14 protein-coding genes are annotated in these 14,542 nt (G+C 44.2%); 3 read left to right on the top strand and 11 right to left on the bottom strand.

Annotated features, from left to right (window positions below; genetic code table 11):
- Positions 1-241: 241 nt before the first annotated feature.
- From yidC to QU597_RS07750, 4 genes are all read right to left on the bottom strand, one after another.
- The gene (yidC, locus tag QU597_RS07765) at positions 242-1,084 is read right to left on the bottom strand and encodes a membrane protein insertase YidC (RefSeq protein ID WP_310832121.1); all 843 of its coding nucleotides are present in this window, start codon (positions 1,082-1,084) and stop codon (positions 242-244) included.
- A gap of 737 nt (positions 1,085-1,821) precedes the next feature.
- The gene (locus QU597_RS07760) at positions 1,822-1,956 is read right to left on the bottom strand and encodes a hypothetical protein (protein WP_310832120.1); all 135 of its coding nucleotides are present in this window, start codon (positions 1,954-1,956) and stop codon (positions 1,822-1,824) included.
- A gap of 21 nt (positions 1,957-1,977) precedes the next feature.
- The gene (locus QU597_RS07755; protein WP_310832119.1) at positions 1,978-2,355 is read right to left on the bottom strand and encodes a hypothetical protein; all 378 of its coding nucleotides are present in this window, start codon (positions 2,353-2,355) and stop codon (positions 1,978-1,980) included.
- A gap of 415 nt (positions 2,356-2,770) precedes the next feature.
- Positions 2,771-3,538, bottom strand: a complete 768-nt coding sequence (locus QU597_RS07750; protein WP_310832118.1) for a nucleotidyltransferase domain-containing protein — start codon at positions 3,536-3,538, stop codon at positions 2,771-2,773.
- Between the two features lie 383 nt (positions 3,539-3,921).
- Between QU597_RS07750 and QU597_RS07745 the strand changes: the two genes are divergently transcribed.
- A complete protein-coding gene (locus tag QU597_RS07745; protein ID WP_310832117.1) occupies positions 3,922-4,665 on the top strand; it encodes a YqcI/YcgG family protein in 744 nt (247 codons plus the stop codon).
- A gap of 315 nt (positions 4,666-4,980) precedes the next feature.
- Here the strand turns inward: QU597_RS07745 and QU597_RS07740 are convergent, their stop codons facing one another.
- The 7 genes from QU597_RS07740 to QU597_RS07710 all read right to left on the bottom strand — a co-directional run bounded on the left by QU597_RS07740 (position 4,981) and on the right by QU597_RS07710 (position 12,816).
- Positions 4,981-5,823, bottom strand: a complete 843-nt coding sequence (locus tag QU597_RS07740) for an oxidoreductase (protein ID WP_310832116.1) — start codon at positions 5,821-5,823, stop codon at positions 4,981-4,983.
- 53 nt (positions 5,824-5,876) lie between these two features.
- Entirely contained in the window at positions 5,877-6,275 is a 399-nt protein-coding gene (locus QU597_RS07735; RefSeq protein WP_310832115.1) for a MerR family transcriptional regulator, read from the bottom strand.
- A 509-nt stretch (positions 6,276-6,784) separates the two neighbouring features.
- Positions 6,785-7,297, bottom strand: a complete 513-nt coding sequence (locus tag QU597_RS07730) for a hypothetical protein (protein WP_310832114.1) — start codon at positions 7,295-7,297, stop codon at positions 6,785-6,787.
- Positions 7,298-7,529: 232 nt separating this feature from the next.
- On the bottom strand, positions 7,530-7,937 hold the full coding sequence (locus tag QU597_RS07725) for a hypothetical protein (protein WP_310832113.1): 408 nt from the start codon (positions 7,935-7,937) through the stop codon (positions 7,530-7,532).
- Between the two features lie 250 nt (positions 7,938-8,187).
- Positions 8,188-8,691, bottom strand: coding sequence for a DUF6933 domain-containing protein (locus QU597_RS07720; RefSeq protein WP_441295339.1), 504 nt, complete (start codon positions 8,689-8,691; stop codon positions 8,188-8,190).
- 295 nt (positions 8,692-8,986) lie between these two features.
- On the bottom strand, positions 8,987-11,809 hold the full coding sequence (locus QU597_RS07715; protein WP_310832111.1) for a glycoside hydrolase family 3 protein: 2,823 nt from the start codon (positions 11,807-11,809) through the stop codon (positions 8,987-8,989).
- Positions 11,810-11,925: 116 nt separating this feature from the next.
- Positions 11,926-12,816 (bottom strand): helix-turn-helix transcriptional regulator, encoded by an 891-nt coding sequence (locus QU597_RS07710; protein ID WP_310832110.1) that lies wholly within the window; start codon positions 12,814-12,816, stop codon positions 11,926-11,928.
- A gap of 134 nt (positions 12,817-12,950) precedes the next feature.
- Here QU597_RS07710 and QU597_RS07705 point away from each other — a divergent pair, with 134 nt between their 5' ends.
- Both QU597_RS07705 and QU597_RS07700 read left to right on the top strand, forming a co-directional pair.
- Positions 12,951-14,156, top strand: a complete 1,206-nt coding sequence (locus QU597_RS07705) for a sugar efflux transporter (protein WP_310833254.1) — start codon at positions 12,951-12,953, stop codon at positions 14,154-14,156.
- A gap of 30 nt (positions 14,157-14,186) precedes the next feature.
- Positions 14,187-14,537: a response regulator gene (locus QU597_RS07700; RefSeq protein WP_310832109.1), complete on the top strand. Its 351-nt coding sequence runs from the start codon at positions 14,187-14,189 to the stop codon at positions 14,535-14,537.
- The last annotated feature ends 5 nt before the right edge of the window (positions 14,538-14,542 follow it).

The following is a 14,542-nucleotide window of genomic DNA, read 5'->3' as shown; positions in this document are numbered from 1 at the left end:
TTCCTCCGATGGTAATAAGTAGAATAATTCCCCTTAGTGTCACCTTGCGAATAGTTTTTATGCATATAGAGGGCTTAAAACAAGTAAAGCTGCCCACGGTCTTTAAGACGATAGGCAGCTTTTCAAAAAAAGCAGGTATGTTGAGCTATGTTCCCCGTTAACGAGCCGCCAATAAAAAAAGTACCTCTGAGGTCGTTCCTCAGAGGCCTTGTATTCAGTATTGTTTTATGGCTGGTTCAATTTATATATCTTCTACACCGGTAGGCAGGTCTTTACTCGCTACATTTGGCTTCGTGTATATTTTATGGAGTATAATCGTTTGCACGACAATGAATATACCGCCAACCGCCCAATATAATGGTAACGCAGCGGGCATCCCAAAGGAAAATACACCCATCATGATCGGTGACAGCAATCCGATGAAAGCCATTTGGTTATTTTGATTTTGCTGAACCTGCGCTGAAACGGATTGAGACACGCGAAACTGCATGTAATACACTGCAGCGGCAATTAGCGGCAAAATCATATCTGTTTTCCCCAAGCTAAACCACAGAAAATCGTGAGCTGCAATCTCTGGGGTACGACGGATGGCGTAGTAAAATGCAAGGGTGACCGGCCATTGGAGAAGCATCGGTAAACACCCCATGCTTAAGGGATTAAATTGATGTTTCTGGTAGAGCTGCGTCATCTCGGCTTGCTGTTGTTTTTTTGCCTCGCTACTGACATCGTTCTTATACTTCTCTTTAAGTACAGTTAGCTCCGGCTGAAGGACGGCCATCTTTTCTTTCATGTCCATTTGTTTCTTGGTTTGATTCATCATGAGCGGCATGATCGCAAGTCTGATGATGAAAGTCATCAGCACGATCGATAATCCGTAGTTACCGTCAAGTGCATTCGCAAAGAATTTGATCAGGATCGATAATGGATAAATAAAAAAGTGATTAAATATCCCTGATGAATCGGCATTAATCGAATCTGATTGGGATGCTGTCGAACACCCGCTGAGCACAAAAATCGGAATAACTCCAATCAACAGGATGAGAATGGGCTTGACCCATTTTTGGAGCAATAAAAACTTTTTCATCGTTGTCCTCCCTAATTGAAAGTATGGAATATCAATGTGGGGAAGGACCATTATCCTCTTCGTCGGGTGCTTCTCTTCGTCTGGCGATACGTACTATCCACCGCTGAATGCTGCTCACTTGCGACAGTCTGACAGCCACAAACCAAGTTGAACCGGCTGCAGCAATTTCATGACCCCTGTGAATATCTTGTAAAGAAAAATAGGTGAGTGGAATTAACACTAAGGAAGAGATGAGTGCGATCGAGAATGCCAATTGAACCAAGTCAAAAAAATGCTCCAGTCAAGTTCACCTCCGTACGGGCCGCATTTGGAAAATTTTGAATAATGACTATACGTTAGAAAAACAGTGTGGTTTCACTAAGCTGCCCGTTACCTTATTAAAGCATCGTCAGTCTAACACTCTATTTCCCGAGTTTTTCAAGACCTAAATTTAGGAAAGTAAGATATAATAAAGGGTCCCACATATTAGTCATGACTAATATGTGGAACCCTTTATGTTCAACTATCGTTTCCCGTTAGTCGAACGCGAAAGCTTCTTACCGGACTTTAAACTTTAATTACATTTTTGTAGAAACCATCGTCCCTATCGAGAGAATCAGCGGAAATCCAAGCATAATTGAAGATACCAAGCTTCTCAGCAATCTGATAAGCACAGGGGCTCTCCATAGCAAAGATAATTTCGTGATCTTTCGTAAATAGTACTTCCAAGTCAGATGAAACATTACCAGCCTCTTCGACTAGTTTTTTGACAACATCCAGGTCGAATATTTCGTCGTTTCAAATACAAAACCCTGTTCACCTGCATGGTTGATAAGTTCAATTGCTTTTTCTTTGCTACCCAACAAATGATAGCTTTGACTAAATTCGCTCATTCGGGTTGCTCCTCAGCCAACTCACATCAGAATTTCCAATGCCCGTTCATCGCCGTATCTCGCGAGAAATTCCTTCAACGAAACCAGCGCATATAGCGTTATCTGATCCTTGTCATTCGGATTCTTATATTCATAACAGCCTACAACCAAATTACGGTCTGTCATTTCCTCCTTACTAAATTGCATCTTGAACAAATACTCGAGTGACTTCTGCTTCATTACGGTTTCCAACATCTGTTCTTTATCAATCTTGATGCCCGTTGACACCCATGGAAACGGTAATTGGCTGTTACTTTCATGCGACAGGCTACCCCTAACATTCAAAATCGGCAGACCCGTAGCAATGGCGTACGACCTGTTATATCCTTTACCCGCGAATATTTCCTGTTCTTCTCGCATGTATCCTTCCTGCCCCTCCTTTTAGTACCAAGTTCCATTCGGCGCGTAGTACCGCTAGTTGTCTGCGAAGTGAATTTCCGCTCGATTCCAGCGCACCTTCATAAAGGGTTCCGGCTTGTAGTTCTGCTGTTCGGTGCAAAATAAAATTGAAAAATCAGTAAACTTTTAAAAATAAGTTTTAGATTGATTCATTGAAAGAAGCAGCGGCAGAACAAGAATTAATAAATAAAATATTAGGCTGCCACTGATATTAAACTAATGTTTCCCGTTAGCTCAATAGTTTTATGTTTTAATTAGAGTCGCTGCTTATAGTTGTAAGGCTTGCCGAACACCTAACGCAGTGACGTCCCGACGGGCTTAGGGGGCTGGATGTGGTCACTCGCTTCTCAGAATGACCCGGAGCATCAATATGTTGTTAGCCTAAGGAAGTTCTGGAAGCAGCCACAGCATTTAAGGCGTTCTCAAAATAGCTATATACTTCATCTGCAATTCCCAGAAACTCTTCAACAAGTACATTACTATCCAAGTAACAAGCATACAGATAATCAACTAAAACGGAGTCAATCTCACAATAGTTTAATATGGCATTCTTCATCTTACTAATGTCATCTTGCCATACACCTGTATCTTCTAAAACCAAAGAGTATAGTGCACGAATTAATCTCTTGGAGTAACCTTTAATATATCTAGCTTTCATTGTGTTATCACTAGCATTAGAAAGTAAACTATGTATACGATCTACTTCCTCCTTGGTCTCTGTATTTAAGTCTAAAATGAACTCTGGAGAAATAATTATCGGTGGTACTTTTTCACCAACGTCATGACCATATATGCAAACACAAATTATCTTTACCCAAAAACCCCACTCATTTGGTTTACTTAATACATCGTCAATCGAGCAAATTATCGTATCAATCTTAGTTACTACTGGATATTCTTCCAAAAGCCTGTCTTTAATATTTGACAATCTTTCGTAATCAATATCATTGGGTTTTACACATACAATAGTAAAGTCTGCATCTGACTTAAAAGGTTTAGCAGTTCCTTTTGGAATCGAGCCACACATATAAATGCTATGAATCTTACCTTTAAATTCGGTAAGTATATTATCTATATACTTATCAACAAAATCCCTATATTCACTTTTTATTACAATTCTATTTATAACTTTTTCTATTATCATATAGACTCCTCCTAAACTAAGAACTTCTTTCGGCTAACGTCTTTTGTGAACTTCGTAAATTCGTCATGACTTAAGTTATTCGCGAAATCATTCAACTAACCTGCCCGTTAGATGAACAAAAGCAACCGATCGACGTGATCAGCTGCTTTCGTAATTTCATTGAGCTATCGTTTCCCGTTAGCTTAAGGCTTAATATTATACTGGTTTCACCGCATCACCTTTAGAGCGAAGGTTGATAGCTAAGTTGATCATACGACAGTTCCAGAAATATTAACACAAAATGATATTTCAAACATCGTCAAAAATATTTTAAATAACCTATAGACTAATACACACAATGCGGCTTCCTTTAATACAGTAACAACACAAGGAGGTCTAGATACATGCTGTTGTATGATAATGAACATATGGAGCATTCGTCTCTTGGTGGATGGAAAGAAAAAGCCTATCGTCTATTTTCCGAGAAAATGTCGGATTCTGAGCATAAATTCCCCTGCATTCCAGCAACCATTGGCTATAAATCGAATCATTTTCGCTATATATTTCTTAGTGATCCAAGGAAAGAACAGGCTTCCGAAGAACTTGCTTACAGTCTTAGTGCATATGGTGAACAATCAAAAGATATTGGGAAATACACTTCACTTATCGCTTTCTTTGAGACTCCCGAAGACCTTACGGTAGAATATCAAGTAAAAGAATATCAAGCATTATTCTGGAAAGTGCTCAGCCAGGTCAGCGCTCGTGACGAGCAGCCATGGCCCGAACACATTCCACTCGATCCGGATCAAAATGTATGGGAATATTGCTTTGGTAATGAACAGTATTTTATGTATTGTGCTACACCTGCACACAAACGAAGGCAGAGTCGACACTTCCCTTACTTTATCTTCGCCATTACTCCCCGCTGGGTTTTGACTCAATTCAATAAAAATGCTGCAGCTGCAGCTCAAATCAAGAAAAAAATCAGAGAACGAATTACTGAATATGATGAGACCGGAGTTCATCCGGATTTAAATTTCTACGGCAGTGAGGACAACTTTGAATGGAAGCAATATTTTCTAAGTGATGATGATTTACCTGCAGCGGGAAAATGTCCTTTTGCCCACCTTCATATGAAAAAAAGCTAGACTATTTTAACAGAGGTAATACATTACATTAAATAACCAATGTGCTGTTCTCCAAGACAGTACATTGCTTGCGGTGACGATCATTCAACCCATAAACTGCTTCAATTTTATTTCAACATATATTTGAACTATCCTGCCCTTTAGCTTAATGAAGACAGGGAGCAGCTGCCGCGGCAAGCTGCTCCCTGAACCGTTTAACTATCGTTTCCCGTTAGCTTAATCCCGTCTATGAGAAGGTCCATTTATTCCTCGTAATGTGCCCGAGCACCCTCACTCCCGCTGCTAAACAGTTCCAAAACCAAGTTGTCCTGTAGGTCATTCGTAATCGGCATTAATGGTAATTTCTTTCCATTCTTCCATATCTGCAAGCATGGTTGTGAATTTATGCGTTGCTGCTTGATAAGCTGCTTTTCCAAGAAGCAAACGAAGTGGAGGCTTTGATGTTTCTACAACCTTAATTACAGCAGCTGCGGCTTTCACAGGATCCCCAGATTCTTGTCCACCGCTATGCTGCACACCTTTGAGCATCTGCCCTACTACAGATTCCTTAAATTCAGGTATTTGAGTATCAGTTTTAACGGAAGAACGACCACCCCAATCTGTACGGAAACCGCTCGGCTCAATTAAAGTTACAGCTATGTTAAATGGAATCAGTTCTTTAGCCAGACTTTCTGAAATTCCTTCAACTGCATATTTGGTTGCATGATAGTAACCAAGTGTTGGGAATGAAGTCAAACCACCAATAGATGAGAAATTAATGATATGACCGGACTTCTGAGCCCTCATATAAGGTAAGACAGCATTTGTCATATGCATAAGACCCCAGAAGTTAATTTCAAACATTCGGCGAGTCTCTTCTTCAACACTTTCTTCAACTGAACTAAAATATCCAATTCCGGCATTGTTGACTAGAACATCAATACGTCCAAACTTTTCGATAGCCTGCTTGACTGTACTTATAATTTGTTCATGATTTGTTACATCCAATGGGAGTGCAAGCGTGTTTTCTTCATTTCCTGATGTGAGATCTTGAATCTGTTCGACCTTGCGAGCCGTCACAATTACCTTATAGCCAGCCTCAATTGCTTGTTTTGCGATATGACGGCCAAACCCGGTTGAGCACCCCGTAATTAACCAAACTTTATGTTGTAGAGACATTCTATCCACTCCTTAAAGATTTAATATCTCTACTTTACCTGTTAAAGTACACTTTAAGTCAAATAGGATCTTAAAGGGTCCGAGTTGGTACTTTTCTTATAGAGCAACACATCATAAACAGCTATTTTGCGAATAACTTTTTCGAGATGATACTGTGTTTTAGCCAACGACTTTTCCACATTACTTTTATGCTCAGAAAGAAAGCTTCTCCTATCCTCTAGAGTCTCATCCCCCTGAAGAATTAGCTTTGTATAAGTTTTTATTTCTTCAATAGACATGCCAGTATCTTTTAAAGCCACAACTAATTCAAGCCATTCGAGCACCTTTTCGTTATACTCTCTGCGCCCATTCACGTTTCTGGTCACTTCGGGAAGAATACCCTCTTGTTCATAATAGCGAAGCGTAGAAGCTGGAATTCCAGTTATTTTTACAATCTCATTTATGCTATACATATGCGAAACCACCTTTTAGTTAAAGTTAACTTTAAGATAATTGACAGAAAACCATCCGTCAATATTACGTTCACGTCCTAATCCATTGAACTATCCTGCTTTTTAGCGCAAATAAGGCAGCCAATTTATCTGTCGGCTGCCTCATGTATTATTGAGCTATAGTGTCCCGTTAGCGTAACAAACTTTGCTATTTTAAACCCACGAAATCAAAAAGGCTATACAAAATCTGTAGACTTCTTATCGGGCTTACTTCTCCTTCTTTATGTTCTACCGTCGATGTGTCTGATAGACCTTTGGTCCTGCGCGTTGTATCTCGCAGGATGGGTAGTGTGAAGAGCGTTAACCCACCCCTATATTTCAGGAATGTGTTGTTGAATGTGTCCGGTGAATCTTTTCCCCGAAATGCCTCTTCGGACCAAGAGTCGGGCTTGTCCCGGATCGTAGCGTTTAATGCTATGTTAGGCGAAGTATTGTGCCTTCATTGAATCCACTTCAATATTTATGATAACTTATTTTCTCTTAATTTTTATTTCTTGCATTATGTCCTTATATTTTTCAAGATCGTATTGAAATTCTAATTCATTGGATAGCATTAAACTTTTGAGGTCTTCTAATCTCTGTATTAATTCTTCTGTAAATTCGATTATATTACTCCATGAAAAAACAAATCTATTAGTACTCTTAATTGTTCTATCCGTAAATGGTGATTGTTCAGTTGTCCAAATCATCGTTTCATTGTTATGCACAACATCTACATAATACCCTCCACATCCGAAAATACCACAAGTGCAAGTAAACATAGGATACTTCCCAGGATAAAGTAACGAGTTGAAATAAACATCATCTACAAACACTTCATCTTCATCTAGTTTATAGCCGTTTATATATAAGGAAATCTTCCAATCAATAACATGAACCATTCCTCCTTTCACTCTTGTTATATTTTTGTAGACTTTTCTTGTCTTTATTTCCATGTCAAATGATAATCTATCTAGATTATCTATCTTTGAAAATATCATCATGACTCACCCCACTGATTACTGTATTTATTAAGTATTGCAATATTGCACCTAACATTCCCCCATTCACGAACCCGAGAGGCTTAATCAAGTGCCGGCGAACGTATGGCCAGACTTAGCCTCGCAGGGTTGTCTGCCTGCTAATTGCTTCCTTGAATTTACTCCCGCAGACCAAGGGACCGACAGGTCCTGCAGCGTGAATACTCTGTTATACGAAGGCACTTTCTTCTTTGAGTTACTTCCAAAATTCATACCATTTCTTCTTTCTTGTACTCACTTCTTTGATTAATAAATCTCTAGCATTTTGCCATTCTTTCAAACCCTTATCAGGACTATTATTAAAGTCGATAATTTCTTCATCAATAGCCGTCCAGGAAGTATTATCATGGATTTCCCTAATTACTTCGATAGAGGTTTCATCGCCTCGTATATGTAACATAATCTCTGTAATATTGTTTTCTTCTGGGATATTAAACTCCACAGAATAGCCTGCTTGCTCCAGTATTCCCCAAGAAGGATCACTAAAATCGGCATCCGGAAATAGCTTGCTTATCATATCTATTATTTCTTTTCTGTTTCCTAGTTCTTCAGTCATCTCATCAGCTATATCCTCAACGCTACTAACTTTCTTATTTAATTTCATAAATGTTACATCCCAGCTCAATCAATATCACCTATTTCTTAATTATTTCATTTCTAAATGATTTTTTTGTTTTAGTATGATTTAAAGTGCTTTCGTATAACGTTCCCGTATTTACAACGTCCTAGCGCCTTAAGAAGCGTAGGTCCGGCTGCCGCTAGCGGCAGTTAGGCGGTGGGATGTGTCCGGTGAATCCACTTCCTCGAAATGTCTCTCCCGGACGATGCCAGTGCCTTCTTCGAAATTTCTTAATCTAGCTTGAATATCTTTGTTTAAGTTCTTTAATAAAAACCTCAATTGGTTTTTGATAATCTATAGGCTTGTAAATAAATCTATTATTCCATTTTTGTCTTTCGTCCATGTCTTCAAAGCCTTGATTGTCCATTTCAAGTGATTTCATCACTAGCATGATTTCACTTAATGTACTTATTACACTTCTACTATCCGTTTTAGTAATTATTGTTTCATTGCAGTTTTCTATATATGAACTAATTAGAGACGCTGAAAGATCTTCTTCAATTAAATATTCTCTTAAGCTATTTACAAAAAACTCATTAAGCTTTTGATTCTGTCCCGTTCTAATGCCAGTAACTGTTAGACTCAATCTTGTTAGATCATTCATAAACACATAGTGCTTCTTTCGATATAGATTAAATATGTTTACATGCCAACAAAAAAGCAAATCTAAGTTGCCAACTGAATCAGGCTGGACCTTAAGATCTTTCAAAGTATCTTTCGTCGCTTTAAATATGAGCATTTAGAATTGTCCTTTCAAGCTTTGCACTATTTTCAGATAACGTCGTAAATAACTCAATATGTTGTGTATTCGCGAAATTATTAAGCTATCCTGCCAGTTTCCTTAATGAATCATCGTCAGTCTAACATTCCATTTCCTCATTACTAAAACTCTATTTTCTTTTGACATAAATTTCTCTCTGCCACTTTTCCTTAAATGTATATTCTTAAATGCATCTTTAAGCCTGTAAAAAAAAGCCCCGCCATTTCTGATAACCAGAAATGGCAGGGCTTAATATGTTCCATTCAGCCAGAATTTACAGCGTAAACTGGAAGCGGCTGAGCAATACCTCGCCTGCAAAGACCAGGAATACATCGGCTGTTCCGGCATCGACTCCTGCTATAGCTGACAGAGTGTGCCATTCCTGCAGCCCTCCGCCTGCCGGAACCTCCAGGGTTGCGGCCAGTTTGCCCGACGGACTGCCGGTTCTGACCTCAATGCTGCCGCCGCTCACGGACGAAACAAGCGCCTCGAAAGCCGCCGCTCCTTCAGCAAACTGCACATTATTGAAAGCGATCCAAGCTCCGTCCTGAACTGGATGAACCGAAGCCCCGCCTGCCTTGCACTCATCCAGATAGACGCCTTCATAATCGTCGTAGTTCTCTGCTTTGGTTGCAGTATAAAGATTGCGGGCCGGTACCGTATCGCCGTGCACTCTAATCTTGGCGGACAGCTGAATGTCACCGGAGGAACGGCCAACCAGGAGGTTGTATTCTCCGTCTTCCACACAGTATTGTTCACGGGTTACATCCCAGAACGCCAGTTCAGCTACCGGCAGAGAGAACGTAACCGTCTGTGATTCGCCGGCGCCGAGGCGGATCTTTTCAAAGCCTTTCAGCTGCTTCAGCGGGCGTCTGATCCGGGTGGACAAGGACTGCACATACAGCTGAACGACTTCATCACCGTCCACGCTGCCGCTGTTTTCAAGCTCTACGCTCAGGCTGATCGTATCGTTCTGCTGCAGCTCTTCAGCCGCTAGCGTCAGTTGCTTATAAGCAACCTGTGCATAGCTCAGGCCATGGCCAAACGGATATAGCGGTTCTCCGTCAAAGTACATGTACGTTCTCTTGCCTTTGATAATATCGTAGTCCATCAGCGGAGGAAGCTGATCCACCGAACGGTACCAGGTCATATTCAGCTTGCCGGACGGACTGTAGCCGCCGAACAGCACCTCAGCCACTGCGTTACCCAGCTCTTGACCGCTGTGGGAAGTATACAGCACCGCCGGGATATGCTCATCGATCCAAGTTGAAGTAATCGGGTAGCTGCCGACAATCACGACAACCGTGTTCGGATTGGCTGCATAAACAGCCTTCACCAGATTCTCCTGCTCTTCCGGCAGCACGATATCCGGTCTGTCAATCTCTTCCTTACCGTTCAGCAGCGGATGGTTTCCGACGAATACGACGGCAACCTCAGCAGCCTTCGCCGCTTCAACCGCGGCTTCTACTCCGTTCACAACGATATTTTTGCGGAATGAATGCGCCTTAGCATCGTCCTCCGCCTCACTGGCACGAAGCGTCCCGTCTTCGGACACCGAAATCGGCTTGTCATTCCAGGTGCGTAAGCTTACCGTTCCGTCTTCTTCCGGCACAAGGTTCAGCGATTCCTTCACATACCAGCCGTAAATTTCATCGGCGGAGGCAGTGAGCGTACCTTCATCATTCAGGGTTACATATTGGCCGCGGCTTGTCGCTTCAAGTGTATGGGCAGTCCAGCCCCAGGCGGTATGGCGGAACAATTCCCCGCGCTCCGGCACATCATGCAGCACAGCGAGTCTGCCGTCTTCCCCTGTCATTCCTACAGCTTGGCCGCTGGCTGCCGAGGTCAGAATAATCCGGTCATCGCCGCTTTCAAACGACACCTGCTTGCCGGCCAGCTTCTTGGTTACACCCTGCAGCGGTGTGACCCCGTAAGCCAATGTGCCGGAATACCAGTCTCTAAAGGCTTCATCGCCGAGCGGCCCGATTACAGCTACTTTGGACAGCTCCTGCGGGTTCAGCGGAAGTGCAGCCTTCTCATTCTTGAGCAGCACGATGGATTGCTTAGCCGCTTCGAGCGACAGCTCACTATGTTCTTTGCTGAGAATAACAGAGTCGTCGATGGATGCATAAGGATTGCCTTCCTCGGGATCAAATTCACCGAGACGGAAACGTACACGGAAAGTATTGAATAGCGCGCGGTCCAGATCCTCTTCCGCCAGCAGTCCTTCAGCCAGCGCCTCATGAATCACCTTGATCGTCTCAGCTGTCTCTTCGGTCACGCTGTCGATCCCGTTTTTGATAGACTCTGCCATGGACTGGGCAAAGGACTCATAATACTTATGATCTTTGACAATCCCGAACAAATCGCCGGCATCACTTACAATAAATCCGTCCATCTCCCATTCGCCCTTCACCACATCCATAACCGCCGGATGCAGGATAACCGGTACACCGTTGACCGAATTGTAGGCGGTCATCATCGATTGGGCGCCGCCTTCCTTGAAGGCAGGCTTAAAGGCTTCCAGATAATATTCACGCATATTGCGCGGATCAATGCTGGAAGAGTCCACACCGCGGTTAATTTCGTTGTTGTTGCCAAGGAAATGCTTCAGCGTTGCTACCGCTTTCAAGTATACCGGATGATCACCTTGAATTCCCTGCACCAGCGAGGTGCTGAGCCGACCGGTCAGTCCCGGGTCTTCTCCGTAAGCTTCTTCTGTACGGCCCCAGCGCGGATCGCGTTCCATATCCACTGTCGGCGCCCAGAGGGTCAGTCCGTTGACCGTCGGATTTTTTTTATAGAAGGCTCTGGCTTCGTCGCCGATGGCGGAACCGATTCGCTTCATCAGCTCCGGGTTCCAGGTACAGGCGAGACCGCTCGGCTGCGGGAATGAGGTTGCTTTGCCCAGCCAGGAGATACCGTGCGCTCCTTCCGTACCATGCTTATAGGCGCTTACGCCCAAACGCTCAATGGCCGCTTGATACTGCGGCATCAGGTTTACTTTCTCATCCAAAGTCAATCTCGACAGCAGATCCTGCACACGCTCGTTTAGCGGCAAGTCTGTCTGCTGAAAAGGATATGTAGCGGTTTCCATTCATAGTCACTCCTTCGGTCTATATGATAACGGTTTCATCCTATTTCATCATAAAAGATAACCGCTTTCAGAAACACCAGAACAATTGACATAAAAATCAGTGCAAAATTAGAGATTTATTCTTCTGTTTTGAGGAACTTCAGGGCATCGAGGGACAGGCCGGTCAGCTTAATTTCTTTTCCGCTCGTAATGACGTAGTCACCTTCCGGTTCGCTCTCCAGCAGGCGGCTGCGGATTTCTTTGGGTGTTATTCCGTATCTCGCCTTGAATACCTTGTGAAAATACGAATACGTCCCGAATCCGCAATTGCCGGCAATACTCTCCAGGCTTAAATCCGTAAAGCGGATGCGCTCCAGGGCGTTAGACAGACGGATTTCCTGAGTGTATTGGATAATGGTATATCCGGTCTTCTCTTTAAACAGATGAACCGCCCGCGAGACGCTCAGCCCGGCGAAATTCGCGACATCCTCAACCCGCAGCGGCTGCAGCGCATTCTCGTTAATATACCGCTTCATCCGCATGATCAGCTCATTGGAGCGCCCTGGGGTGTCCTGCCGTGAAACGGCTTCAACCGGCAGGCGGTCAAGCGATAAGCAGAGTGCGCAGAGCAGATGGCGGATCAGCTCGGGATTCTGCTGCACAATCCGGTGCTGCTCAAGGCCGAGCTGCTGCCACAGTGACAGCATCCCGGCATCCAGATGAATCCGCTGCCGGGTCTGCCGCGGCTGGGCAGCCCACCAGGACTCGATCCATGAGCCTTCACAGAGCAGATAATAATCGCCGCTTTCAATCTTCCCGTCAATCTCCTCAACAGACAGATAATACGGATCTCCGGGACGGTAAATGAGCAAATCTCCCGGCTCGATCAGGCTCATTTTCCCGTCAACGAGCGCCCGGCAGCTCCCCACCACCTGCAGCCGAAATAGATAAAACGGCGGCGGTCTAAAGGTCGATTTGAACGGAAGTGTATGAAAGGAATACGCGCAGGCATGCAGCCTCAAATCCACAATTGTCACCTTCCCAGCCAAATAGTAGAGGTTTGTAATCAGATAAAACATTCACTAATCTTAAGTAAATAACTATACTATAACCAAATCAAAGAGAATACCGCAAAGAATTTCGAAGGAGATTAATTGTGTCAATGTCAATTCGCATCCGCCAGCTTTTCAGCATTCCAGGCTATACCACGTTTATGATTTGCATGATCCTCCAGGGGATGGGCATTTCCATCAGCTCTCCGTTTCTGGCTGTCTATTTCACCACTAAGTTAGGGGTTTCTGCCGGTGTTTTCGGCATCTTCACCGCCGTCACCCTGATCAGTGGCGTCTGGGTCAGCTCGCTTATTGCCGGGCGCTCTGACACCGGTATGAACCGGAAGACCCTCATGGTTACGGCCATGTTTTTTAACGCCCTGGCTTTTTCCGGGTATTTATTTATCCATGAATTTTATCTGCTCCTGATCTACATGACTATATTCACTGCAGCCGGTGCATCCGCCATGCCGCAATTGTTCGCCAGTGCGCGGGAAGCGGTAAATGCCAGCCGGAGCACCGATCATGCTTTTGCCAATTCTACGCTCCGTTCCATGTTCTCCCTGGGCTTCATCACCGGACCGCTGATCGGTGCGGTTCTGCTCAGCCGCTTCGGGTTTCAGGGAATCTTCACCGGAACCTCCCTGATTTTTGTCATCAACGCGGCACTGATGCTGTGCTTCGTGAAACGGCCGGCACCGGCCGCTGCTGGCACTGTACGCTCCAAGCCCAAGCAGCAGCTTAAGCTGCATCAGAATCCGCGTGTGCTTATTCCGTTTCTTGTGTTGACGCTGCTCTATTCCGGACACTGGCTGAACAATCTGAATATCTCTCTGTTTATTGTTAACACTTTAGGCGGCAGTACAGAGAATGTAGCTTCGGTGTCCAGTATTTGCGCCTTGCTGGAGATCCCCTTCATGCTTGTACTCGGCGCTCTGTCAGCCAAATATTCCAATCGTCTGCTGATGATCTGGGGGATTGTTCTCGGTGGAGCCTATTATGTACTGGTGCTGTCTTCAACAGAGCTGTGGCAGATTATCGCAGGGCAGGTGCTGCTGGCTTTCTTCGTAGCTGTAATTTCAGCGATCGGGATCAGCTATATTCAGGATCTGCTGCCGGATCTGCCCGGCTATGCCTCCACCCTCTATACCAACGCTACAACCCTCGGCAGACTGTTCGGAAGCCTCGCGGGCGGAGCGGCGGCGCAGTGGGTCGGCTACCGTCATGCCTACTGGGCTTGTCTGCTGCTGGTGGTCATCTCCTTCGGCCTATTGGCGCTACCCCAACATAAGCCCGCACACGAAACTGCTGATTAACGGCCGCATTCAAACAGGAGGAACCTTATTATGAAAATCATACTCATCGACGATAAAGCGCATGTGCGCGATTCACTAAAGCCGGTGCTGAAGAAGCTGTCATTTAAAAATGAAGATATCCTGGAGGCCAATTGTGATCAGGGGGCGATCCAGCTGATCGCAGCGCATGAACCGGATATTATCGTGACCGACGCCAAGCTGCTGCTGCTCAGTGAGTCCCTGCTCCCGGACGAAACTTACCCTCATAGCAGAATCATTGTTACCAGCAGCCATGCCTTTGTGCTGGATGCATTTTGCCGGGGCGGGATGGATTCTCTCCTGAAGCCCATTGATACAGGTGAACTGGAGAATGTCCTGCTGCGGGTGTCAGCTGCCGGATAGGCGAA

Origin of the sequence: Paenibacillus pedocola (assembly GCF_031599675.1) — a bacterium.
In the GTDB taxonomy this organism is placed as follows: domain Bacteria; phylum Bacillota; class Bacilli; order Paenibacillales; family Paenibacillaceae; genus Paenibacillus_AQ; species Paenibacillus_AQ pedocola.
This window is presented reverse-complemented; position numbering and strand designations above follow the sequence as displayed.

What these genes read in the sequence shown, in the direction of transcription:
- yidC (WP_310832121.1), bottom strand. Translation starts at nt 1,084, where the DNA reads ATGAAAAAGTTTTTATTGCTCCAAAAATGGGTCAAGCCCATTCTCATC.
- QU597_RS07760 (WP_310832120.1), bottom strand. Translation starts at nt 1,956, where the DNA reads ATGAGCGAATTTAGTCAAAGCTATCATTTGTTGGGTAGCAAAGAAAAA.
- QU597_RS07755 (WP_310832119.1), bottom strand. Translation starts at nt 2,355, where the DNA reads ATGCGAGAAGAACAGGAAATATTCGCGGGTAAAGGATATAACAGGTCG.
- QU597_RS07750 (WP_310832118.1), bottom strand. Translation starts at nt 3,538, where the DNA reads ATGATAATAGAAAAAGTTATAAATAGAATTGTAATAAAAAGTGAATAT.
- QU597_RS07745 (WP_310832117.1), top strand. Translation starts at nt 3,922, where the DNA reads ATGCTGTTGTATGATAATGAACATATGGAGCATTCGTCTCTTGGTGGA.
- QU597_RS07740 (WP_310832116.1), bottom strand. Translation starts at nt 5,823, where the DNA reads ATGTCTCTACAACATAAAGTTTGGTTAATTACGGGGTGCTCAACCGGG.
- QU597_RS07735 (WP_310832115.1), bottom strand. Translation starts at nt 6,275, where the DNA reads ATGTATAGCATAAATGAGATTGTAAAAATAACTGGAATTCCAGCTTCT.
- QU597_RS07730 (WP_310832114.1), bottom strand. Translation starts at nt 7,297, where the DNA reads ATGATGATATTTTCAAAGATAGATAATCTAGATAGATTATCATTTGAC.
- QU597_RS07725 (WP_310832113.1), bottom strand. Translation starts at nt 7,937, where the DNA reads ATGAAATTAAATAAGAAAGTTAGTAGCGTTGAGGATATAGCTGATGAG.
- QU597_RS07720 (WP_441295339.1), bottom strand. Translation starts at nt 8,691, where the DNA reads ATGCTCATATTTAAAGCGACGAAAGATACTTTGAAAGATCTTAAGGTC.
- QU597_RS07715 (WP_310832111.1), bottom strand. Translation starts at nt 11,809, where the DNA reads ATGGAAACCGCTACATATCCTTTTCAGCAGACAGACTTGCCGCTAAAC.
- QU597_RS07705 (WP_310833254.1), top strand. Translation starts at nt 12,951, where the DNA reads ATGTCAATTCGCATCCGCCAGCTTTTCAGCATTCCAGGCTATACCACG.
- QU597_RS07700 (WP_310832109.1), top strand. Translation starts at nt 14,187, where the DNA reads ATGAAAATCATACTCATCGACGATAAAGCGCATGTGCGCGATTCACTA.